At 56.7% G+C, this 23,443-nt stretch carries 23 protein-coding genes; all 23 read left to right on the top strand.

The window, feature by feature from the left end; genetic code table 11:
* The first annotated feature begins 116 nt into the window (after window positions 1-116).
* Window positions 117-383 (top strand): hypothetical protein, encoded by a 267-nt coding sequence (locus C0039_RS05340; protein ID WP_243391559.1) that lies wholly within the window; start codon window positions 117-119, stop codon window positions 381-383.
* Window positions 370-1,890, top strand: coding sequence for a ParB family protein (locus C0039_RS05335; protein WP_101517479.1), 1,521 nt, complete (start codon window positions 370-372; stop codon window positions 1,888-1,890). The genes C0039_RS05340 and C0039_RS05335 overlap by 14 nt, the downstream gene beginning before the upstream one ends.
* Window positions 1,877-2,479: a DUF2857 domain-containing protein gene (locus C0039_RS05330; protein ID WP_101517478.1), complete on the top strand. Its 603-nt coding sequence runs from the start codon at window positions 1,877-1,879 to the stop codon at window positions 2,477-2,479. Before C0039_RS05335 ends, C0039_RS05330 begins: the two co-directional genes overlap by 14 nt.
* Window positions 2,469-3,725, top strand: a complete 1,257-nt coding sequence (locus C0039_RS05325; RefSeq protein ID WP_101517477.1) for an STY4528 family pathogenicity island replication protein — start codon at window positions 2,469-2,471, stop codon at window positions 3,723-3,725. The genes C0039_RS05330 and C0039_RS05325 overlap by 11 nt, the downstream gene beginning before the upstream one ends.
* A 186-nt stretch (window positions 3,726-3,911) precedes the next feature.
* Window positions 3,912-4,652, top strand: coding sequence for a PFL_4669 family integrating conjugative element protein (locus C0039_RS05320; RefSeq protein ID WP_207796378.1), 741 nt, complete (start codon window positions 3,912-3,914; stop codon window positions 4,650-4,652).
* 433 nt (window positions 4,653-5,085) lie between these two features.
* Window positions 5,086-6,174 carry a ParM/StbA family protein gene (parM, locus tag C0039_RS05310; protein WP_101517474.1) on the top strand — a complete coding sequence of 363 codons (1,089 nt, stop codon included), beginning with the start codon at window positions 5,086-5,088 and terminating at the stop codon, window positions 6,172-6,174.
* Window positions 6,175-6,362: 188 nt separating this feature from the next.
* Window positions 6,363-6,788: a DUF3577 domain-containing protein gene (locus tag C0039_RS05305; RefSeq protein WP_101517473.1), complete on the top strand. Its 426-nt coding sequence runs from the start codon at window positions 6,363-6,365 to the stop codon at window positions 6,786-6,788.
* Between the two features lie 105 nt (window positions 6,789-6,893).
* Window positions 6,894-7,409, top strand: a complete 516-nt coding sequence (locus C0039_RS05300; RefSeq protein WP_101517472.1) for a JAB domain-containing protein — start codon at window positions 6,894-6,896, stop codon at window positions 7,407-7,409.
* 94 nt (window positions 7,410-7,503) lie between these two features.
* Window positions 7,504-7,929, top strand: a complete 426-nt coding sequence (locus C0039_RS05295; RefSeq protein ID WP_101517471.1) for a DUF6573 family protein — start codon at window positions 7,504-7,506, stop codon at window positions 7,927-7,929.
* 836 nt (window positions 7,930-8,765) lie between these two features.
* Window positions 8,766-9,632, top strand: coding sequence for a phage integrase N-terminal domain-containing protein (locus C0039_RS05290; RefSeq protein WP_101517470.1), 867 nt, complete (start codon window positions 8,766-8,768; stop codon window positions 9,630-9,632).
* 115 nt (window positions 9,633-9,747) lie between these two features.
* Window positions 9,748-10,242 (top strand): PFGI-1 class ICE element type IV pilus protein PilL2, encoded by a 495-nt coding sequence (gene pilL2, locus C0039_RS05285; protein ID WP_101517469.1) that lies wholly within the window; start codon window positions 9,748-9,750, stop codon window positions 10,240-10,242.
* Entirely contained in the window at window positions 10,242-10,469 is a 228-nt protein-coding gene (locus C0039_RS05280; protein WP_101517468.1) for a hypothetical protein, read from the top strand. Before pilL2 ends, C0039_RS05280 begins: the two co-directional genes overlap by 1 nt.
* Complete coding sequence (locus tag C0039_RS05275) at window positions 10,459-11,271, top strand: TIGR03759 family integrating conjugative element protein (RefSeq protein ID WP_101517467.1); 813 nt, start codon at window positions 10,459-10,461, stop codon at window positions 11,269-11,271. Before C0039_RS05280 ends, C0039_RS05275 begins: the two co-directional genes overlap by 11 nt.
* A gap of 12 nt (window positions 11,272-11,283) precedes the next feature.
* Window positions 11,284-11,844, top strand: coding sequence for a transglycosylase SLT domain-containing protein (locus C0039_RS05270; protein WP_101517466.1), 561 nt, complete (start codon window positions 11,284-11,286; stop codon window positions 11,842-11,844).
* Window positions 11,831-12,418, top strand: a complete 588-nt coding sequence (locus tag C0039_RS05265) for a PFL_4695 family integrating conjugative element protein (protein WP_239017283.1) — start codon at window positions 11,831-11,833, stop codon at window positions 12,416-12,418. The genes C0039_RS05270 and C0039_RS05265 overlap by 14 nt, the downstream gene beginning before the upstream one ends.
* A complete protein-coding gene (gene traD, locus C0039_RS05260) occupies window positions 12,415-14,544 on the top strand; it encodes a type IV conjugative transfer system coupling protein TraD (protein WP_205422706.1) in 2,130 nt (709 codons plus the stop codon). The genes C0039_RS05265 and traD overlap by 4 nt, the downstream gene beginning before the upstream one ends.
* 2 nt (window positions 14,545-14,546) lie before the next feature.
* The gene (locus C0039_RS05255) at window positions 14,547-15,278 is read left to right on the top strand and encodes a TIGR03747 family integrating conjugative element membrane protein (protein ID WP_101517465.1); all 732 of its coding nucleotides are present in this window, start codon (window positions 14,547-14,549) and stop codon (window positions 15,276-15,278) included.
* A 72-nt stretch (window positions 15,279-15,350) separates the two neighbouring features.
* Window positions 15,351-15,752 carry an MbcA/ParS/Xre antitoxin family protein gene (locus C0039_RS05250; protein WP_101517464.1) on the top strand — a complete coding sequence of 134 codons (402 nt, stop codon included), beginning with the start codon at window positions 15,351-15,353 and terminating at the stop codon, window positions 15,750-15,752.
* The gene (locus C0039_RS05245) at window positions 15,749-16,441 is read left to right on the top strand and encodes an RES family NAD+ phosphorylase (protein WP_101517463.1); all 693 of its coding nucleotides are present in this window, start codon (window positions 15,749-15,751) and stop codon (window positions 16,439-16,441) included. The genes C0039_RS05250 and C0039_RS05245 overlap by 4 nt, the downstream gene beginning before the upstream one ends.
* A gap of 5 nt (window positions 16,442-16,446) precedes the next feature.
* Complete coding sequence (locus tag C0039_RS05240) at window positions 16,447-17,037, top strand: 3'-5' exonuclease (protein ID WP_101517541.1); 591 nt, start codon at window positions 16,447-16,449, stop codon at window positions 17,035-17,037.
* A gap of 162 nt (window positions 17,038-17,199) precedes the next feature.
* Complete coding sequence (locus C0039_RS21030; RefSeq protein ID WP_165787044.1) at window positions 17,200-22,584, top strand: ATP-binding protein; 5,385 nt, start codon at window positions 17,200-17,202, stop codon at window positions 22,582-22,584.
* 289 nt (window positions 22,585-22,873) lie between these two features.
* The gene (locus C0039_RS05230; RefSeq protein WP_101517462.1) at window positions 22,874-23,176 is read left to right on the top strand and encodes an integrative conjugative element protein, RAQPRD family; all 303 of its coding nucleotides are present in this window, start codon (window positions 22,874-22,876) and stop codon (window positions 23,174-23,176) included.
* A gap of 8 nt (window positions 23,177-23,184) precedes the next feature.
* Complete coding sequence (locus C0039_RS05225; protein ID WP_101517461.1) at window positions 23,185-23,415, top strand: TIGR03758 family integrating conjugative element protein; 231 nt, start codon at window positions 23,185-23,187, stop codon at window positions 23,413-23,415.
* Window positions 23,416-23,443: the final 28 nt, after the last annotated feature.

Genomic DNA, 23,443 nt, shown 5'->3' with positions numbered 1-23,443 from the left:
ATATGTAGTTTAGCAGAATTTAGCACAATGATAAACATTTAATTAGCATAAAATCTTGTGGGACAATATGCACAGTGCTAATGTTAGTTTGCATGGAGCTAAAGTATTTTCTAAGGATGGCAACCAAAAGGGAGCGGGCAGAAGTTGCGGTAGCGTGCAACGACTCGGTTTCCTACTTGTATCAGATTGCCGGCCAACACCGATATGCCAGCCCACTGATGGCGACGCAAATTGAGCGATATACCCGCATCGTGGCGGACCACTCTGACGGACGGCTGAAGCCCGTGCCTCGGGCGAGCATGGTCAAACACCCTGAGATTTTCTACGGCGTTGACGGTGACTCCGAAGTAGAAGAGGCCGAGGTGGGCAATGACGATGAATGACAAGTCGCCATCGACCCATGAGCTCTCACGCGTGGATGTCACCCGCATCCATCACTATTCTCGCAATCCCCGCCGCCAGCAGAACCCGGAATACGACCGCATCAAGGCGTCGATCCAGGCTGAAGGTCTGGACCAGCCACTGGTGCTTTCACAGGAGCCGGGGTTTTCGGACTACGTGCTACACAGTGGCGGCAATACGCGGCTGACGATACTGCAGGAGCTCTTCGAAGAGACAGGGGATGACCGGTTCCGCTGGATCGATTGCGTCATCAAGCCCTGGTCGCAAGAATCGAACGTATTGTTTGCTCATCTGCGTGAAAACGAACTTCGCGGGGGTCTGCCCTTCATCGACAAAGCCTTGGCGGTATTTGAAGCGAAGTCCCTCCTGGAACAAGAACTGGCGGTCGAGAACCTGTCCCAGCGTCAACTGGAAGCAATATTCCGGGAGCGGGGATTTGGCCTTAGTCACAGCATGATTTCCAAGATGGGGTACGCCGTTGAGGTACTCTGGCCATTGATGCCGAAAGCCCTAGCTGCTGGATTGGGGCGGCCTCAGGTTGAAAAGATCCGCGCCCTGGAACGTGCAGCCCAAGCGATCTGGGCTCGGCACCAACTGGGCGACGATACGGTTTTCGACAGTGTGTTTGCGGAGTTATGCCGCCGCCATGACGCTCCCGAGTGGGATATCCAGCCGTTGCGCGATGCATTGGAAAACGAGATTGCCGTGGAGTCCGAACAGCATCGTCAGGTAATTCATCTGGAGATGGAAGCCCACCTGGCAGGCCGGTCATTCGAGTTTACCGACAACCCTGCTCGCGCAGGGGAAGGCTGGCCGGATAGTGGGTTGGAAGCTGAAAACCCAGTGGACAAGGCGCAGTGCACGGATAAGCTGATGTCCGATCGCCTGCCTTCCGAAAGCTCATCCCCGGTGGCTAATAACGACGTCAGGGGTGCGGAGGCGAATACCACGACTGGGGCGAGCCCAGTGGCGAAGGCCAATCCGACTGGCCATCACAAGGATGTGGATGCATTGCGCCACCAGATCTGGGACTGTGCCTCGGCGTTGGCGGCAGCACACGGGTTACGTGAGATCGTGATTCAACTCCCGGATCAAGGTCTTGGCTTCTTGCTGATCGGTGTCCCACCCCAGGATCTGACCGAGACGCTCGATGCGGACATGCTGGCGCTGGTATCTGCGTTGTGGTGGCAGTTGGCGGCGAGTTCGGAGTTGACCATGGCACCGGTTGATAGTGTCCTGGCGTATCTCGATGATGCCTCTATGCTGCACCAGGCACTGGCATCCCATGATGCCGGATTGCTATTCAATAGCGTCTGGACACCAGATCCCGGTCATCTGAGCAGTCAGCTCTGGCAACAGCTAAACCCGCCGGAGTGGCAGCATTTGCTGCAACTAATGGATGCTTACCGCGCTATCAAACGACTCGCCTACGACAGTGGTATCGAGTTGTGGGTGTCCGAGCAGGGTGATGGCGATGCCCTCCAATAAAGAGGCGGATCTCACCACCGCCGTTCTGTTATATGCCATGCGATGCCTGGCTGAGGGGGACCAGCAGGCGCTACGGGCGATGAATTTTGGCCCCAAAGAGCTGGATGCCCTGAAAACAATGAGCCTGGCTGATCTCTATCGGGTCGATACGCTGCGGGTGCATTGCCTGCAGATTAGTCTTAATCGCGATGTCTTCTGGCCGATGCTGGAGCACCTGCAGCATCAGCGAGAATCCGAAGATCTGCAGCGTGAATTGCTGGTCGCCGACGCGCCATTGGAGATGATGCAACAGCTGTTCGGTTTGAGTTCGCGGGAATACACCCGCTGGCGCCGATTATTGACGCTGGCGCCGGCGGTAGGTAGGCCGCCCGAGCTGGACGAAGCGGATACCCACAGGCTCTGGTATGCCTGGCAAGAATGCCTGACATCGGAAGACAAAAACACCTTGGCCGCTGCGGACTATCTCGGCCTGCAGCGACATACGGGTATCGGGCTGCGATCGTTGTGGGCGCTGGTGCAGCGCTGGGAAACCTACGGTGAAAGCGTCGGCTGCATACCTGCCGAGCGGGTTGCCGAGAATGGCCCATGATGAGGACGGATTGCGTCCAGAAACCGTTGCGCTCGATGCACTAATCAAGGCGACCATTGCCAAAGTTCGGACGCAAAGTGATTCATCCTCGCCGGATACCATGTTGTTTGTGGGTAACTGGCATCAGGCGGTGCCCGCCATGGTCATCCAGGATCCGGTACTGGAGCCGGTCGACAAGCTGGTATGGATGGTCATCATGTTACATGCCCGGGAGACGGGTGGGCGAACGGCCTTTCCCGATTACGATACCATTGCCAGAAAGACCAACGTTTCTTCGACATCGACAGTCTCCCGCGCCATAGCCATCCTGCGCCTTACGCGTTGGTTGACCTTGTGCGCCAAAGTGCGGCAGAAGAGTGGTCGCTTCACCGGTAATGTCTACAGCCTCCATGATGAGCCTTTACCGCTGGCGGATGCCCTGTACCTGGATGAGGCCTACATGGCCTTCGTCACACAATCCCAGGAGCACCACCATGCGCGTGTTCGACGGGTGGCCGAGGCGGTGCTAGAGAGCCTGGATAGAGATATTCAACAGGGAGAGTACCTCGGCCGGCAGGAGTCAGCCATTGAGCGCCGCTTGCAGGCCGCTCGGCAACTCTCAGAGAGCCGCGGAAACCACGACCAACACGGTCGCTATTTCACATTTCATACCGCTAGCCTTGATCAGCTGAATAAGCCGTCAGAAACCAGAATATATGGGCAATCTGACCAGCACCAAAATTCAAAGGCGGAGGAACGAGAACACTACGGTAGTCGTTGTAGTAGTAATTATAAAAAAACAACTACAACAACCACTACACCAAATACCAACAATGAGAGAAAAGGATTTTCAGAAAGCGATCAATCCATCCCCCTGCCGTCGGATCAAACTTTGATTTATCCACCGCGACTGTCAGAGAACCAGAAACACTTGGCGGATCGGTATCTTGCAATGATCGACCCTGATGATCGTCAGCTGGTGCTCGATGAACTCCAGGGCCGACTAGCGTCCGAGAATAAAGGGATGAAACCTGTATACGACGAGTTGCGGTTTTTACACTCCCTGTGTAAGGCCGCGCAACAAGGCGAATTCGTGCCTAATCTTGGCATTAAAGTCGTTGAAGCCAGGCAGGAGCGTGTACATCACGCGCCGCCACCTGAGGACGAAGCCCAAAAAGCCAAAACTGCTGAGGAACGAGAACGTTCCCAGGCCTATGGCCGGGAGCAGCTGGCCAAGTTGCGAGCTTCGTTAAACGATGACACCTGAATCTTTCGCCGCACCGCCCTGGAAGTATTGACGGCGTTCGACGCCCCGCTTGGGTGTTTCCACTGGAACAACTTGATCCATCACCCATGAAAGCAACGCAGCGACCGGATAGATATTCCATGGTCTCGTGCTGCGAATCGTGGATTCATAGCACGATAGAAACGAGCTTGCATGGGAGTGATGTCAATGAGTTTAGGCGCCGAGCTGTCCCACCAAACCACGGATTCCAAGCTACCTGAGTCAGGGCTGGGTGCATTGCAGGGTGACGTCTGGTTGACTATCCAGACGTATCAAGCTCAGAGCCTCATTCGCGGTCGACGGGCTGCCGATGGCAAGCCCGCTATCATCGGCCTGATCGGGTTCGCTGATCGTCTGAAATCCCTATGGCACGCCATTCGCTTCGACGACCCCTACGCAGACTGGTGGCTACTCAAAGTGGAGGAGGGTATTGCCGATATCCGTGCTCAGCTTGGGGGCCTGCAGCAAAGGATGGCCGCGCTTATGGCAACACCGAGCAGCTCGCTGGAGTTCGTTGTGGCGCAATCGAGCCGGCCCCAGAGGGTATCGTTGCAGTTTGCCAACCCCTACGCATTTCGTGCAGCGCAGTTGCTGGGCGAGTATGACCAGCTGATGTGTGCAGATCGGACCTTGCGTCATCTGGGCATTGAGATGCCGATGGATCTGGTCGAGCAGGTCGCTGCCAGTGGCCGCTGGGTGCGCCGGATTTTTGCCTTGCCACTTGGGTATCACTGCCTGGATATCTGCCGACAGGACGTTCGACAACAAACACCCATGGCCATCAGGGCAAGGGAGCGGATGGGTGACCTGCCGGGCGACATCCTGCACGGTGAACGGCTACCTGCCCTGCGCCCAGTAGTGTATCGGCAAATCGAAGGCAGCGCCCGCCAGGGTGGAGATGAGGCTTAATCGCTATGGGCGCCGGCTCGCTCCAGCAGATCAGCCTATCCCTCGATCGGCGGATACCCCTCGAAGCAATTCTGTTACAGCGCTTACAGCGTCTACCCAGGGGCCGACAAAACGAGTGGTTGAGGCAACTTCTTTCAGTGGGGTTTCGCAGTGAATGCCAGGTCATCAAATCTGAGCAAATTTTGCCCGCTCCCGATTTGATCTCGCGGGCGTGGAGTACGCGCACCATGATGGAGGGTTGTCACCCCATCGACACGGACAATCACCATTCGGCGGATATGCCCAGTGAAGAAGCCAAACAAGGTCACGCCTTTGATAACACTGTTTTAAACCCCGATCCACTTCCCAAAGAGCCTGTCGGTAAGCCCTTTGCCCACCTGAGACGAGTGATTGGCGAATAACGACACTTAATACAGAAGCCAGGATGTACTCCATGACCGAACGAACCGATGAAAAATATACTGACGATGACCTATCACCGCTACCGATCGATCCCATGGAAGTCGTTCCGGTAGGCCTGGATGACGGCTATGCGTACACCAAAGTGGCGTTGCCGGACGGGCGCCTTGTGGCGGTGCCGTCCCGGGCGCGGATGGGGTCAGCGGGTGTCACCTGGATTCGGGAGGAGGAGCAGAAGATCTTTGAGTACGAAACCGAGGGCAGTGTGTACTCCGTCGGCGCGGTGGATGGTGAACCCACCCAATTCAATGAATACCCGGGTTCGGCACTAAACCGGGTGATCGTTCAACATGCATTACACCAGGCGGGTCTTTCGGGCCGATCTGTGCACGCGGTCACCGGATTACCGGTCTCAGCGTTCTACCGCAATGATGGTCAGCAAAGGCGACAGGCGATCCAGGCAAAGAGAGACGGCTTGAAATTGACGGTAGAGCCTGTCGTTTCGCACACGTCAGCGCAGCGAACACTCAAAACCAGTATTGCGTTCCACGAGGTGATTCCGGAGGCGTTGGCTGCCTGGTATGACTTCGTGATCGTGACGTCCGACGATGGCGTGACGCTTGATGCCGATCGCGTCAACGCGCCCATTGCCATTGTCGATATCGGTGGCCGGACGACTGACTATGTGGTGGTCCGGGATCAGGGCATTGTCCACGAATCGTCGGGCTCTCTGAATCGCGGCATGCTCAACGTGAAGGTACGTGTAGCGGACGGTATTCAGGAACTATTTGATGTCGATGAGCTGGGTGAGCAAAGCATTGCCAGGGCCGTTGAAACGCAAAGATTACGACTTCACGGGAAGGATCACGACGTTTCTGACCTGGTGAAGGCGGCGAAACGGGAGTTGGTGGAAAGGCTCTACACGGAAACACGCCGCAAGCTCGGGCTTGGGGTGGAACTGGACCGGGTGCTGTTCGTCGGGGGTGGCAGTGCGGCATTGTCTGACGATATTGCCAACTGGTTTCCCAACCAGACAATTGCCGACCATGCCGCCTTTGCTAATGCACGTGGCATGCTCAAGTACCTGCAGTTTGTCTGCAATGTCCCCGCGAGGGAGGGGTAACGACTTTGTACGTGGCCACTGCGGTCTCAGTGGCAAAAAGATGTCATCGGATTGTGTAAGCGACATCGCGGTTTTACCGTCAATCCAAGGTCTGGGCTTGCCCTGACTTTACTCACCCTGCCGGGAAACGACTTCCCGCCAGGGAATCGCGTTCTCCGGCATTCAATAATGTTCAAGGAGAATGTGTCATGACCAGTAGACAAACTACGTCTGAAAAACCGAAGTATTTCGATCTTGATATACACGGCATCGGTTATCTCAACCGTGTACGCGAAGTGACGCCAGAGAACGGATTTCCCTTTCTCAGTGTCACAATCGCAGCACTGCGAGGGCCAGCCGACAACGTCCAGCATACCCACTTTGATTGTGTGGTATCGGGCGAGGAAGCAAAGGACCTGGTGCGCCAGCTGATGCCTGCGGTCGAAGCTGACATGAAAGTGTTGGTGGGATTTCACCTCAGTGATCTGCAGGCTCAAACCTTTATCTTTAAACAAGGCGAACGTGCCGGTACGACAGGTGTTGGCTTGAAGTCCCGTCTGCTTCGATTCCAATGGGTCAAAGTAGACGGTAAGCCATTCCTGGGAACGTCAGCGACCAGCAACGCGGTCGCCTAACCGCAAACCCTGGCAGCATTCACCGATGCTGCCAGTCTTCCAAACCAGCGAGGAAACCTATTCCTCGCGGGATTGGTCTCCCCGCGCCAGCAAAGGAGACCAGTCATGGCTTCTAAATCATCGCCTGCAAAGGCAAGTAGTAAAAACCGTTTGGCGGCGCTGAAAATCGCATCGCTGACCGACTTTGAAAAGCAATCCCTGTTGCAATTAGCCCTCGCAGTATTGGGGGAGATGCATCGACCAGGAACCGAGCTGCCCAGCCCCAATCGTACCCGTGAATATTTGCGGATGTTGTTGGCGGATAGGAAAGCGGAAGTGTTTGGTTGCGTGTATCTGGATAACCGGCATCAAGTCATCGAGGCAGCCGAGCTGTTTCAAGGCACGATTGACGGCGCATCGGTGTATCCCCGTGTGGTGGTACAGCAGGCGCTGACGCTCAATGCCGCTGCGGTGCTTTTTTTTCATAATCATCCGAGCGGTGTCGCTGAACCCAGTCATGCTGACAAGGCGATAACCCAGCGGTTGAAAGATGCTCTGGCACTGGTGGACATACGTGTGCTGGATCATTTCATCGTGACTTCCGGTGAATCGCTATCGTTTGCCGAGAGCGGATTGCTTTAAAAGCCGTTTACTCAACCCATTGGGGAGTCCCTACTTCCCAATGGGAAGGAGGTGCTCCCTGAGCATTTTATTCATTTCTCCAGGGAGAACCCTTATGAAAAATTCAGAAACTCAATCGTTGGAAGACGTGTTTGGTCCTGTGATTGCGAGCTATAGCCGTGCACAGGCGATCGATGACGGTGTGCTGATCGATGTCACCCCTATGGCGCGAGAAGCCGGATTCAAGTGGCCAGTCGCACTCACGCACACTGCGTGGTGTGATTGTGTAACCTGGAGCGAGCGGGATAACCGCTTTCAGGTTTACCAGGATGAGTCCGGCCGGTTGTGGGATGTGCTGTTCATGGCGTTCTACGCCATTCGAACAGCGACGACGCCGGGTGATCGGCTGCGATTCTCGTTGTATCGCGTGCCGAAAGACGGGCGATCCACGGAAGCCCAGGAGGTGAGCTTGAAGCTGATGGTCGGCCCCGGCGACGCCGGCGAACCGGTCGTCACGATCATGCTACCCAATGAAGATTGATATCGCCGACGAGAATCGGCTCCTTGCCCTGGCCACTTGGGATAAAGTGGCACTTCCCCCGCACCCGCTCGCCTGTTTCCTTGAATGCGCTTTCGGTTTGAAGTGCCAACGCCTTTCTTGCTTCTCGTTTTGGCTATGGTTCCACTGTAACCACGGCTCGAACCACTCTGTCTGCTCGACGGCCATGACAGGTTGCAGACCTGGCGTGGGCGTCGATGCGCACGAAGCCCTCGTCACTGCTGAGCGAAGCGGAGTAGTGACGAGGGCGGCGGAGCCCGGAACAACTACGGCTTGCGCTCGAATTGATGCGTTCAGCGCGAATTCAGTCTGGCTATACTGGCGGCCATGCATCGCAGAGAGCTTCATACGCGGCCACGGCGGTAACGTGGATGGGGGAAGTTGCCCTCGCCATCCAAAATGGCAGAAACAACAACAGCGTCGCCAGAGCTTCAACGGCGCACAGCCTCGGCTGCAGCTCATCTTCAACGCTTCTTCAATTGCAGGACGTCGTCCTCGCTTCAACCTGGCTATCGCCAAAAATCCGGCTGGCAATCAGCCGACTTTCAGCACGCCGTTACATCGACGGTTTCTTTCAACATGCGGACCGATGGTTCCGCCCATTAAACAGGAGGTGAAACGCTCACCATCAACGACGGCTCTTCGAGCCCTTGGTTTACCCGGCACCATCTTCAACAGAAGAGCAGCCAGGTTGCCTGCGACCAGGCTTATCAGGTCGAACGGGGAGTAGTGTCCCTTGACCCTTCCGCCTCGGCGGACCCTGTCAGGCTACGTGCCTGCGGTTGGTCATAAACACTTACCAGATATGGAAGTACACGATGAGAGACCTGAACTACCAATTGAAACAATTGTGCAAACGCAACCGCGATGGCAGCTACAGCACGCAAGCCAACCGTGCGCGTATGCTCAACCAGATCGCGAATCAGTTGCAGGAGATGGGGTATCGGCGGATGACCACCCGATCCCTGAAGCCAAAGCATGTGGATGCCCTGGTAAAGCGCTGGCTCGGTGAGGGCATGGCGGCCGGTACCATCAAGAACCGCATGAACTGCCTACGCTGGTGGGCAGCGAAAGTGGATCGGCGCAATGTCATTGCCCGCTCGAACGAGTTCTACGGCATCCCCGACCGGCAATTCGTCAGTAACGAGTCTAAGGCGGTCGCGGTCGATAGCCAGGCACTGACCAGTATCCAGGATGACTACGTGCGTATGAGCCTGGAGCTGCAGCGTTCCTTCGGTTTGCGAAGAGAGGAGGCAATCAAATTCATGCCCGGTTTCGCCGATCAGGGCGATCATATCCGGCTCAAGGCGTCCTGGACCAAGGGCGGCAAGTCGCGCGTCGTGCCGATCCTCCGTCAGGACCAGCGAACCGTCCTGGATCGTGCGCACCGATTGGCCGGGAATGGATCCCTGATTCCTTCCCAGAAAAGCTATATCCAGCAGTTGAGAGCCTACGAGCGACATACCACACAAGCGGGGCTGTCGAAGCTGCATGGACTGCGCCATGCCTACGCCCAGTCACGCTTTGAGCAATTGACTGGCTGGGCCTGTCCTGCCGCGGGTGGGCCGACCGCTGCCAGTCTCAGCGCCGATCAACGCAAGCTGGATCACCAGGCACGACTCATCATCAGTCGCGAACTCGGCCATACCCGCGAGCAGATCAGCGCTGTGTATTTAGGTCGATAGTCATTAGCAGAGAGCCGTTTGACAGAAAACCCGACACCCACGGAACGGATTGATCGTTCACGGGTGAGGATCGGTTGGTGATCATGACGACCATCATCATGATCGAGAGCCAAACATGTCTTCGTCCAAGCATTCCGCAATCCCGCAACGCTTAACGATATGGTTGTGCTGCACTGGCCTGGCCATCACGGGTCACTCCGCATGGGCCGCGCAGCAACTGAATTCAGTGAAAGGCGCTCAGGCCCAGATTGGCCGATATTCCGTCATTGCTGTCGCGCCAACGGCCGGACAGCAAGACCTTCTGTCGGTCACCAAGTCGATCACCATTCCGAACGACATCAAGACTGTCGGTGATGCCTTGCACTGGTTGTTGCGCGATTCCGGTTATCGCCTGGCAGATCATGCCGTTCTGTCGGAGGAAGCCATCGACATGCTCGATCTGCCGTTGCCAAATGCGCATCGCGCTTTTGAGCCGATGTCGCTCAAGACGGTGATCGGGCTGATGGTAGGCCCGGCGTTTCACCCGGTTCAGGATCCTGTACATCGCCTCATTGCCTTCGAGCGTTGTACCGATGCCTCGCACCCTGCATCGACCGGAGGCGCACACTAATGGAAGGGTTCTTTCTGATTATTGTGTTGGTCACTGCATTGCTGGTCGGCGTCGAGTCCGAGCGACCTGATCAAGAGCAGCGTTCTGTCCATACGGCTACGCTGACGATTGAGCAGGGTGTCACCGGTCAATCCCCAGTACATCTTTGCGACCCGACGCATCAGACCATCGTTCAACGCGATTTAACCGTACCGGTCGATCAGCAGGTCAACGACCATGACCGCTGAGTGCAGAGTGCGATCCTCGCGCATCGGGATTCTCGGATTTTGGCTGTGTATCACATTGCCCGTCAACGCGGACACCGGGCCGGGTTCGGACACTTCGGAGCTCCAGGCTGTCGAGCAGTCGACGACCCAACAGATCGAATCCCGGACTTCCCGCGCAGAACAGTGGGGGTTGGACCCAACTGAGTGGCTGCGTTATGAATCCCTGATGCAGGGAGTTCGCGGCAGCGTAAGTCCTGCCACGCTGTCACCCTTGGAAGTCTTGGGTATTCATGCACGCACGGCCGACGAGCGCCGTCGCTACGCCGAACAGTGGGCCGTGATGATGCGTGACGACGCCGAGCGGATCCTGGCGTTCCAACGTGCTTACGACGACGCCCAGCAGCGCCTGTTCCCCAATGGACTATTGATCGATGCCAGTGCCCTGGCCTCAGCCGCAACGAATCAAACGGCAACCGAAAAACTGACATGGCAGCCCGATGACCGGGTGCTGTTCTTTACCGAGACGCAGTGCCCGCGCTGTGACGCCGTATTGGAGCGACTGGTCAGTCAGATCAAACAATTTGCCGGCATTGATTTGTATCTGATCGATGTGTCGGTCGGTGAGGAGTCCCGCATACGCGACTGGGCTGCAGCGAGGCAGATCGATCCGCAGTGGGTCAGCGACCACCGAATGACGCTGAACATCGATGCCGGCGCGTTCGACCAGGTCACTGGCCACACGGGCCAGCAGGGTCAGGATTTGCCGGTACTGATACTGCGCCGGGAGGGTCAGTTGGCACCCTTGCCGGTATCGCGGTTTTGACGAGCGCCGGTCATGGCAAGCCGCTCGATCATCGTCTGTGCGGTCGGCCTATTGTGTGGGCCGATGATGGCGCAGTCGCAACCGATCCCCGCCGGGTATCAGCAGGTCGCGCGTGAATACGGTCTGCCGCCGGCGCTGCTCTATGCGGTAGCCCTCACTGAGAGCGGTCAAAGTTCACTGAGTCGTGGAGAGTTTCGCCCCTGGCCGTGGGCGCTGAATATCGACGGCAAGGGGCACTATTTTCCATCTCGCCAGAGCGCGTGGCAGGCCTTGCAGACGGCATTGGCGGAAACCGATGCGTCCGTGGATATCGGGCTGATGCAGGTCAGCTGGCGCTATCACCAGTCATCCCTGGGTTCATCCTGGCAGGCGCTCGATCCCTACCACAATATGCGGGTGGCGGCCGCGCTGTTGCGCGGTTGCTTAATTGAACACCGTACCTGGATCGAGAGCGCCGGTTGTTACCACGCACCCAATGATCCAGCCCGCGCAAACCGCTATGGCCGCCGTGTACAGGAGCGCTGGGCGCAAGTGCTCGATGCGACCGAGGAGGTTCCCGATGATGCTCAGTAATCGATCGCTGTTGCTTATCTTTGGGCTGGTACTGTCACTCTTGCTCGGCGTGAGTGCCAACGCATTCGCCGAGTTGACGCTCATTTACGACAACGGTCAAACGCGGCCGCTGGCACCATTGCTTGAGCCACTCCTGGCGGATGACTCGCCATCGTCCGGGCCAACCGTAAGCTCCACCCTCGATCCCTCGTCCAATCCCTTGTCCAGTGATGGTCCGGCAGACCTTCGCAATCTGTTGCCAGTGCGCTCACCCGGTCTGACTGTCGGCGATATCGCTGGCAGTGCCTTGCGTCCCGAGGTGCTGGCGCGGCTGGCACAAGGCAATCCACGGCCGTTTTTTTTGATCGGATCGGATGCCACGTCGTTGCGGTGGCTGGTCTCGCACCGAGACGTCCTGGAAGATCTTGGCGCCGTGGGTATGCTGATACAAGCCGAGACCGAGACAGATGTGCGACGGGTAGCGGAGGTGGCGCAAGGCTTATCCATCACCCTGGGATCCGGGAGTGACCTGGCCGCAGCTCTGGCCATCGATCGTTACCCGGTGTTGATCACCCCTGACGGTATCCGGCAATGAGCACGCATCCGATGGAGGCATTGTTGCGGCCTCCCGTCGAGTTGTGGTCCACCGCCACCGCATTTGCGGCGGGCACTCTGGCCTGGTTGGCACCCTGGGCTCTGATGATGCCACCGGGTATCGCGGCGGCCACCGGGTTGACCTTTTTCGGGTTTGGCGTGTGGCGGGGCCGTCAGGCCTGGCGCGTACTGCGCTACCAACATCACATGAAGCGGCTGCCGGAGTATCGCCTGCGGGCAGCGCAGATTCCCGTCAGTCGGCATAAGCTGTTTTTGGGCAAAGGATTTCGCTGGACACAACAACATACGCAGCGGCTGCGCGATACGCTGAAGCCCGAGGTGCGGCGTTACGTGCAACCGGGCAGGCTTTATCAGTGGGCAAGACAAAAGGAGGTGGCCTGGGAGTCGATCCCCATACTCTCGGTGCTGGCCAAAGGCTTGTGCAGCCGTTCCCGCTGGAATCCGTTGGCGCCGCTACCCGCGGTCGGCGGCAAGCCGGCGCTGCACGCCGTTGAACCCCTTGAGCAATCCGTGTGGATGGATCTCGGGGAACGCGTCGGGCACACGCTGGTGCTCGGCACCACCCGCGTCGGCAAGACACGCTTGGCCGAGCTGCTCATCACCCAGGACATTCGCCGGGGTGATGTCGTCATCGTCTTCGACCCTAAGGGCGATGCCGACCTGTTGCGCCGGATCTACGCCGAAGCCAAGCGCGCCGGCCGGCTGGACGACTTCTATCTGTTCCATCTCGGCTTCCCCGAACTGTCGGCGCGCTATAACGCCATTGGCAACTTCTCGCGCATCACCGAGGTCGCCACCCGTATCGCCAACCAGTTACCAAACGAGGGGAACTCGGCGGCCTTCAAGGAGTTTGCCTGGCGATTCGTCAATATCATTGCACGTGCCCTGGTGGCCTTGACGCGTAGACCGGACTATCAACAGATTCGCCGCTACATCAACGACATCGAACCCCTGTTTGTGGAGTATGCCGGCCATTGCGCCGAGGTGGCCGGTATCGACGCCTGGGCATCGCTGGTGGAAGAGCGCGCCGCGGACATCAAGGAGCGCAACCTGCCCAACGCATTGCGTGGCCGGTCGATGGAAGCCATCGCCTGTATGCGGTTATTGCAGGAGAGGGCCATTTACGACCCGGTTCTGGATGGCCTGATTTCGGCGTTCAAATACGACAAGACCTATTTCGACAAGATCGTCAGTTCCGTCGGCCCGCTGATGGAAAAGCTGACGACCGGCACCATCGCCGCGCTGATCTCGCCGGATTACCAGGACGAGCAGGATGCGAGGCCGATCTTCGAATGGATGGAGGTGGTCCGGCGCAAAGGAATTGTGTATGTCGGGCTCGACGCCCTCACAGACACCACGGTCGCCAGTGCAGTGGGCAACTCCATGTTCGCGGACCTGGTATCCGTCGCGGGCACGATCTATAAGCACGGTGTCATGGCGCCCGGGTCCGATACTTCACTCCCGGAAAACGCGCGACAGTCGCTGCCCACCATCTCATTGCACGCGGACGAGTTTAACGAACTGATCGGGGACGAGTTCGTGCCACTGTTGAACAAGGCCGGTGGCGCCGGTTTTCAGGTCACGGCCTATACCCAGACCTGGTCGGACGTGGAGGCGCGGATCGGCAGTCGCGCCAAAGCCGGGCAGGTGGCGGGTAACTTTAATACGATGCTGATGCTGCGGGTGAAAGAGCTGGATACCGCCGAGATGCTGACTGAGCAGTTGCCACGTGTGGAGGTTTTCACCCTGATGAGTGTCTCCGGTGTCGATGATTCCTCGGATCCCGGTTCCGGCGTCGATTTCAAATCCCGCAATGAGGACCGGATCAGCGTCTCGGAAGTGCCGATGCTGACCGCGGCGGATATGGTCACGCTCCCCAAAGGGCAGGCTTTCGCGCTATTGGAAGGAGGGCAGCTCTGGAAAATTCGTATTCCGTTGCCGGATGACCGCGCCGATGCCGCCATGCCAGGAAATTTTGAGGAAATGGCCGAGGCCATGCGGCGCAGCTACATCACCAACGATCACTGGTATCGGGTGACTGAGCACTGGTGGCACGGCGTCTCTGAGGCGACGGTTGAGCCTGCAGAATCGAGTGTCTCAGACTGAGCATGGCGGAACCGACCGATCCTCGTCGAACCGTTGCCCGTCCCGGAGCGATCTCCCTGGTATTGACGGGTTTCGCCCAATGCCTCAAATGGCTGATCCTCTCCCTGGTCTTTTCCATCCTGATCGAATGGATCGGTATGGCATTCTGGTGGGAGGAGCAGGGCGTGGCGCATAGCCGACAGATGCTGGTGAATGAGCTGCAATTTCTTGGGGCAGACTTTCATCGCAGTTGGTTGACCGCGCAGCCCATGCAGTTCGCCAGTGATTTATCGGAACGCTTCTACACCATCGCCTTCGAGTGGACCGGCCTTATTGATCTCATTCAGTGGGTCACGCCGGTTCCCTCCTCCGAAGAGTCCGGTGTGCGCCCCCTGCTGCACCAACTTTATCGGCCTGTGGCTGACTATGTGTTGGCGGGGATGCAGATCACCCAAGTATTTGCTGTGAGACTGGCCATTCTGGCCCTGGCCACCCCGGTATTTGGGCTTTTCACTCTGGTGGCACTGGTGGATGGTCTGGTGCGGCGGGATTTGCGGCGCTGGGGCGGGGGCCGGGAGAGCTCTTTCGTCTATCACTACGCCAAGAAAGCCGCCATTCCGCTGATCATCATGGCCTGGGTACTCTACCTGGCACTGCCATTCAGTCTTCATCCGTCCTGGATCATCCTGCCGTTTGCTCTGGCCTTTGCCTTTGCCGTCACCATCACGGCCAGCACCTTCAAGAAGTATCTCTGATACACTTGACTGTACTATTACAGTTTGCTAGGCTGCATCAAAGCACTGTAAAAATACAGTACGGAGTTAAGCATGATCGCACAAGCCGAACAATTACTGCAGCGTGGTTCCAGTGTCACCTGTTCACTGCTGCCGGCGATTTTCGCTATTTTCAGCCAGTGGCGCTTGACTGGCGCTCAGCAGATGACCCTGTTGGGGCTCAGCAATGAGAAGACCCTCTACAACTGGAAGAACCAGCCCGAAAAGGCCAAGCTGACCCGGGACTTGCTGGAGCGGGCGAGCTATATCCTGGGGATCTACAAATCTCTGCAGATTCTATTGCCCGACCAGGCACTGGCCGATCAGTGGCTGGCTACCCCTAATGACAATCCGCTGTTCAATGGCACGGCACCGCTGGATCGCATACTTGCCGGTCAGGTCGTGGACCTGGCTGTGGTCAGGAACTTCCTTGATGCGGAGCGGGGTGGCTGGTGATCGATATCGCTACGCTACCCAGCAGCGAGATCAATGAACCGGTTTACCGGGTCATCCTGTCGCGCTACCCACAGATCCACCTGTTCGAGCGCGTCTCCAATCCCCAGGATTGGGATGTGTTGTACGCCGTAGAGTCACTGACCAATCCCAGGTTACGCGACGAAGTGGGTGATATTCGTCTGGTGCCTCCGGAAGATCGTGTCTATGGTGATGGCGCCTCCTGGATCATGGCGGCGTTTACGCACCCGCCTGTTGATGGTCGTGGCGGTCGCTTCAACAGGGACTTTGGTATCTATTACTGCGCCGCTGACGAGTCGATCGCTGTGGCCGAGTCCTCGTTTCATCGCGCACGATTCCTGAAAGAGTCTCGAATCGACAGGACCACCCAGGAAATGCGCGTTATCCGTGCACAACTGGGGCCGGCTACCTTGCACGACATACGACACCTGGTCGGTGAGGCGATTTACGATCCCGATGATTATCGCGAGGCACAGCAGCTCGGCTACAACTTGCGTGATGCAAACAGTTACGGTGTTCACTTCCGGAGCGTGAGGGCGGAGGGTGACTGCTACGGCGTCATGCGCCCCAGGGTGCTTTCGGATGCCATCCACTGGCGCTACCTGCGGTACCACTATGACCAGGGATCGATCGTCCAGGTTGAATCCCTCGATGGCAACGGTAGACGGTGATGGCGATGTACAAAGAACTGCTGTGGATATTCACCCAACTCCCTGACGATTACATCGTCCTCGATACAGAGACCACGGGATTGCCTGATGAAAACGGCTTGCCGGATATCGTAACGCTCGGCATCACCGTGGTTAGGAATAGAGAAATCGCGGAAACCATCGAATTCAAGACACAACCGCAAAAACGAATTTCAGAAGAAGCGCAATCTATACACGGGATCACCAACGAACAGGCTGCCGCATTCGAGTCCTTTGATTCGCAGTGGCAACGGATTGCCGGCTACCTGAAGGATCAGCTCATCATCATCCACAACGCCAGTTTCGACTGGCCGATTCTCCAGGATCACGTTGAGCGATACGGAATGGTAATGCCGCAGATTCAAGGGGTGTTCTGCAGTCAGAAAACAGCCATCCCATGGGCGCAGGCAATGAATTTGCCATGCAGCCACCGAGGTCCGTCGTTAGATGCGCTGACGAAAGCATTTGGTGTTGAAGATCTCAGAAACAATTTGGGCGGGTTACACGAAGCGAGGATTGACAGCCGGCAGTTGAGCCAAGTTGTAGAAGCTATAAGACGCAATGAAAGCACGATTTAGTTCTTAACCTTGAATTGAAAGTTAGGAATGTTCAATTGCTTCCAGTAATAGATGCGGTCTTTCGATTTTAGCTGTTGATGAACGCGTTTTAGAAAATGCAGGAGTGAATACAAGCATGGTAAACCTCGGAAGCCGACAACCTACAGAATTTTCAGTATAGAAATGGCTCAATCACCTGAACTCGCTGGCGGCGAAGGCTTCACCTTTGAGGGCGACGCGGCTGCATTCTATCTGACCGCACTGCTAGCCGAGGCTTATGCACCCGGCATCGATGATCGAACTGTTGTTCAGGTATCGGTTCAGCAACGCGATTTCGGTGAACCACTGGATGATGTGATCGTCGATTTTGAAGATACCTCAAAGAACCTCGCCCGACTTAGCCTCCAGGTAAAGCGTTCGCTCACGATCAGCAGTGCAAAAACGAACAAAGACTTTCTCGAAATCATCCGTGACAGTTGGGCAACCCTCAACAAGCCAGACTTCCGCTTCAATGTTGACCGCTACGGGGCCGCAGTTGGTACCGTCACCCCTGCCAAAGAACGGGCATTAAAGACCCTTTGCGATTGGGCCCGCGAAAGCCTGACGGCTGACCATTTCCACTCTCGCTTTGTGAAGGGCGGCAGCGCCAGCGCAGACATCAAAACGGTTAAGAACGACGTCGTTACTCTACTGGATGCAGCGAAGGGGGCACCGTGCACGAGTGAAGAAGAGTACCAGTTCCTTGCTCATTTCGTGCTCATTCAATTCGATTTCCTTCGCGAAGGCGCCACTGATCCCTCTGATGCCATTAATCGTATTAAGGATTGCCTTGCGCCAGATGATGCAGCCAAAGCACCGCTTGTCTGGTCACGAGCAGTTCAGCTGGCCCGTTCATCAGCCGGAAAATCAGGTCAGTTTGATCGCATACGACTTGTTCGCTTGATCTCACCTATCGCACGACTCCGCGGAGCGCCCTCACTACGCCTCGACCTCGACAAATTAACGGAGCTAGCGAAGAGCTACGCGAACCTCATTCCGGACGATATTGGTGGGACAAAGCTCGACCGTATCTCGCTCCTTGAGAGCATGGACGCAAAGCTCACAACAGCCCGTGCCGTCCAGGTCCGCGGCCTGCCAGGAAGTGGCAAATCAGTCGTGGTGAGGCGAGCGGTGCAGCGTGCACTAGGCAACGGGCCGATCATCTTCCTCAAAGCTGAGCAGCTCGAAGGGACCAGCTGGATCAGCTATGCGACCTCGCAGGGTTTATCGGGTGCTCACCTGGAGCAACTTCTCGTAGAGATCGGGGCTGCCGGTACTCCCGTACTCTTTATCGATGCGATCGACCGCATCGACACAGAACACCAGCCCATCATCGTCGAAGTGCTCCACACCATTGTGGAATCACCACTACTTGATAACTGGCGCGTCGTCGTTTCCCTTCGCGACACCGGCATTGAGATGCTTCGCAATTGGTTGGGCGAATTCCTCGATACCCTGAAGGTCGAGACGCTAAGCGTTGGTCAGCTGAGCGACGATGAGGCCGAGTCGCTCGCAAAAGCCAAGCCACACCTGAGATCACTTCTGTTTGGATCTGCTCAAGTGCAAGAGATTGTCCGACGACCTTTTTTTGCGAAAGTGCTGAACCAGAGTTACATGGCCGACCCCAGCGCTTCGACATTCGCACCCCAATCTGAAGTCGATTTGATTGAGAATTGGTGGCGGCGGGGCGGCTACAATGAGACGGGTCAAAACGCCCTTGAACGCCAGCGAGCATTACTCGACTTGGCAAGTGTCCGTGCCCGCCAGCTTAGCCAGCCGATTGCCCTTAGCCAGCTAACCTCAGTTGCACACATCGATGGCCTAAGATCAGACGGCATACTCCAAAATGCCCGTGAAGGGGTTTCCGTCCGCTTCGCGCACGATATCTTCTTCGAATGGGCCTTCTTCCATGTCATAGCCGATCGCGGACTACAATGGATGGGAGTTATCAAGGCCTGCGGCGAACCACCGGCAGTCGCGCGCGTCGTCGAGCTCACCTCTCAATGGGAGTATGCGCAGGGAACAAACTGGCCAGCGTACCTTGCCCAAACGGAGGATTCGGAACTTAGGTCACAATGGCTGCGAGCGTGGCTGGTTGGTCCCCTCGGAACTTCGAGATTCGAAGTTGATGAAGACCAATTCGCGACAGCTGTCTTTGCCGACGACTTCCGACTTTTCAGGAAGACGCTCGTCTGGTTTCAGGCTGAGAAGACCACCCCAAATGAGAATATCCTTACTGGTGGTCTCCCACGGGAACAACGCCAACGGTTCGCTGATCTTCTCGGATGGCCTTCCGACTTCTCCGCGTGGCGTCGCCTCATCAATTTTATACTACAGCGCATTGCAGACATTCCGCAGCGGCTTTATCCAGAGATCGTCTCCATCTTCGAGGTCTGGCAGAATGCTTTGGCCGACCTCCGCAACCCGACGTCTCATGCACTTTTGCAACAATGCGCTGTCTGGCTCGCCGCCATCGACGCGATCAGTACTGCCGATAGACCTGATGAGAACTCTGTTTATTGGGGGGAGGTTCCCGGCTTGGGTGCTCTCAGAAAATCGCTGGGCCAGCTCCTCTTAAGATCGTCGAGAGCCGAGCCATCCCTTGCAGCCGACTATTTGCGACGGGTCGCCAACTCGGAGCGCATCCGAGACGATGCATTTCATGACATCATCGCCTGCTCACCCGTCCTCGCCCAATCGCTACCCCAGTCTGTGGTCGAACTTTCACTAGCGTTCCTGCTTGGGGAGCTTCCGGATGAGCAAGTTGCCCGAGAAAAACAGGAACTTCATGACACGGCTGAGTGGCGCAAAGCAGTTTTAGAAAAGCCAGACGCCGAAAGGACACGTAAAGAAAAAATGGCACTTTCGGGTAGATTTTATCTGCGAACCGTCGGTGATTTCAGCTACCACGACTGGGAAAGGCTTTCGATCCACGACGACCACAGAAACTTCTGGCCGCCTTCGCCACTTCGAGAGCCCTTTCACTCGCTTTTCCAATCATCTCCTGACCATGCACTGCGGCTCCTTCGAGAACTCTGCAATCATGCGATGACCGCATGGCGACAGCTGCATCATCACTCACACGACCATGGGGGCACCCCTATACCGCTCGAGCTTACGTTTCCCTGGGGTACCCAAATTTTCTGGGGCACCGATCGAGAGTATCTTTGGTTTCGGTCGACGTGGGCACCTAAAGCCATCGGCTGCGCATTCATGGCGCTCGAGGAGTGGTGCTTCACCGAGCTTGAGCAAAGCCAGACTGTTGACGAGCTGATCCAGCATATTGTCGAGGGGAACGAGTGCATCGCCATCCTAGGAATGGCGTCTATGCTCGCCCTCCACACCGAGTGGGTGTCTGAAACAACATTGCCGCTCTTCACCTCGCAACGCCTGTTAGCCGCAGACCATAATCGAATGGCGCAAGACCTTTCATCATCGACGAACCTGATCGGTTTCACGAGTAGTACTGACAAACCTCACGTTGATGCAATCCGGACAGCAAATGCTAGGACTGTCCGTAAGACACAGCTTAGTTGGATGGTACCCAGGTTTGTCTTTGCGACGGAGCCATTCCGCGATCGAGCACGCGAAGCGATCCTCAATTTCAAAAACGATCTGCCCTTCCAGTACGAAGAACACCGGGCCATTCCGGAGGCACAGGAGCACCTTACAAAGCAGGCCCTCGAATATGCCGAGTTGGCGGATCCGGAAAACTATCAGGCCTACCGCACCAAAGAGGGTTCGGACCAAATAGCGATTGTCCACGTCAGCCCATCTGCTGCTCAGCCTGAAAATGTAGCCAGAGCCGAAGAAGCTAATAAGTACCTCAGGCAGACCGGCCTTTGGACATGGGCATCCAAATCATTCGAAGAGAAGACACTGAACGACACCTATACGATCGAGGATGCCATCGTGTTGTCCAAGGAAGCGGACGCCAGCGACTTATTCGAACACTCGAACAGCGAGAATGAAGAAGAGCAGTTGGGAATGCGTCGGGGTGCAGTCGCCGCCACAGCGGCCATAGCGCTTAACTTTAGAGAAGGGCGTACACACGAAGACCTTGAGTGGGCTCGTGGTGTCCTAGAACGCGCAATCCGTCTGCCAGAAAAGTTCGATTCGATGTGGTCCCCTGGTTCCGTCGTCCCGTGGCACCAGGGGATCTATGTGGCACGGGGGCTCGCAGCGGATCTCCGGGAAGGTACAGCAGCGCGCAGAACGACTAATGACCTCCTCGGGCTAATCGCGCACCCACTTGAAATTGTTGCGTTGACCGCACTCGAAGAGACCTGCAAGCTTTGGCCTAATGACTCGAAGTTGACTTGGGCCGCGCTGATCTTGGCGTTTTCACTCTGCCACGTTCCTTCGCGGCCGCGTGACCAGCTCCGTCGACACGGTGAAGCACTCCATACATCAAATGAAGCACAAGCCGCTGTCAACGCGGCGCTTGCGTTTTATGAGCATGGAAGCGAATGGACGCCACTCCCGTTACCGCCTCCAGCCTGGGTGAAGGTCGAACCTGGGAAGGGCCGGCGTGGGTATCTAAGATATGAAGATTACGACTTGGATGATGCAACCGACGCTGCTGAAGTTTGGGGTGAACCGGATGTCTTTTGGCGCTCAAAGCAAGCTGCAGAAGTCCTTCAGCGCATCCCCTTCGACGAGGTTCTAAACAGCAGTGCAAAAAGCGCGCTTCTCGACTTCCTTGCTAGTGTTCTCGACTGGACTAACCAGAAGAATGCACCGCCTTGGGTGAAGCCCGGACGTCGTGATCGGTCGGCGACCCAAATCTTTGAGTGGACGCATACGCTCGGCTCAAGGCTGGGACACGTGGCTGGCCTAATGCCGCTTGCCGACTTTCAGGCCCGCTTCCTTGATCCGATTTTGGACCTCGAAGGCGACAATTGCTGGTCTCTTCTTTCGCCATTCACGAGCACCTATGTCTGCGCTTACGTGTACGACGCGCCGGTCGTTCCAGTCGATACAGTTGCGATACTCGATCTCTGTCTAACGCGGCTCCTTCAGGACCGTACATTCAAGCGCGACACCTACCGGAGCGGAGAATTTTCAGGCTTCGATCAACCCGAGCTTGTTCGTACGTTGATGTTTGTCTCAGTCGACTGCGCCGATTTGGCCGCGCGCTACGTGAATGGCGACTGGTCCGAAATCAGCCGCATCCTGCCCTTGATTGATCGTTTTATTCGCGCCGGCGGATGGACTGCTTCAGTGATGGACCCATTCTTGACGCTCTGTGAACGAGCAAGAGCCAACTACCCGGCCGGTGCCTTCGCAGAGCAAGTGCTCGCAATTATCGGCGACGGTCCCGACAGCCTGAAAGGTTGGCATGGAACATTCATCCCAGCGCGCATTGCAGAGCTAGTGCAACACTTTGCACATCGTGACGCACCGATGACGCTGACCTTGGCACAGAAGTTCCTGCGAATCCTCGACATGCTAGTCGACATGGGAGATCGGCGAAGTGCGGCGCTTCAGCTTGGCGAGGCGTTCCGCGAGATTCGTGCAACCAATTAGTCCGGTGGGATGCCTAATAGGCTTTACCTGCGCGGCCTTTGATTCTGACCGATGTGGTGGTAGAGACCGGTATACTAGTCGACAACCTGAAACCTATATACGATGCCGCTAGGTCGGATTCTCGTCGCCCACGGCCGACCTGATTTGACTATCGAAAACTCGCTTCGGGTGTGTTGCGGGCTTTTATGATGGCTTGTAAACCACCCCACCCACCGAATAGATTTTCCATCGTTCCTCGCTACTGATTCTCGCACTATGCCCTGTAACAACACACGGGAGCAGCAGTGCCATGCAACGCCATCTCTGGCTACCTACTTTTCTGATCATTGGCTTGTTCATCACGCCTGCGGCCTTCGCCGATGCAGACGCCGAGCGCGATGCGCTGGCAAAAATCATCCATGAGCTGAATGCCCTTGAATCCTTGATCAAGCAAGCCGAGGTCAATGCCGATAAGGATGCCCGTGTCCGTTTTAATTATGACTGGCTGCGCCAGGACCTGAAGCAAATCAGGGACGGCGTTCAGTCACACATCGATGCGCCTCGTGCCCAACCACGTTCCTTCCCGCCCCTGCGCGGCGATTACCGTCGCTAGGTTGCGCGATGACAGGGGCACAGCAAGCAGCTTTCCAAGCCGGTTCCGGTATTACCCCAGCGACGATGCTGACAGCGGTCGCGTCGATGGTCCTGGTGCTGGCGTTTGTGTGGGTGATCTGGGTTGCCATCGGCACCTTTCGGGCTTGGCAGGAAGGTCAGGCCACGGTCTTCGACCTGACCTGGAGCACCTTGCGGGCAAGCATTGTGTTGATGGTGTTGGGTTTCTATTTGCGGTGAGTCGATCGAGAAAGCCCGGTAAGGGCAA

Source organism: Pseudohalioglobus lutimaris, from assembly GCF_002866825.1.
Taxonomy (GTDB): Bacteria; Pseudomonadota; Gammaproteobacteria; order Pseudomonadales; family Halieaceae; genus Halioglobus; species Halioglobus lutimaris.
This window is presented reverse-complemented; position numbering and strand designations above follow the sequence as displayed.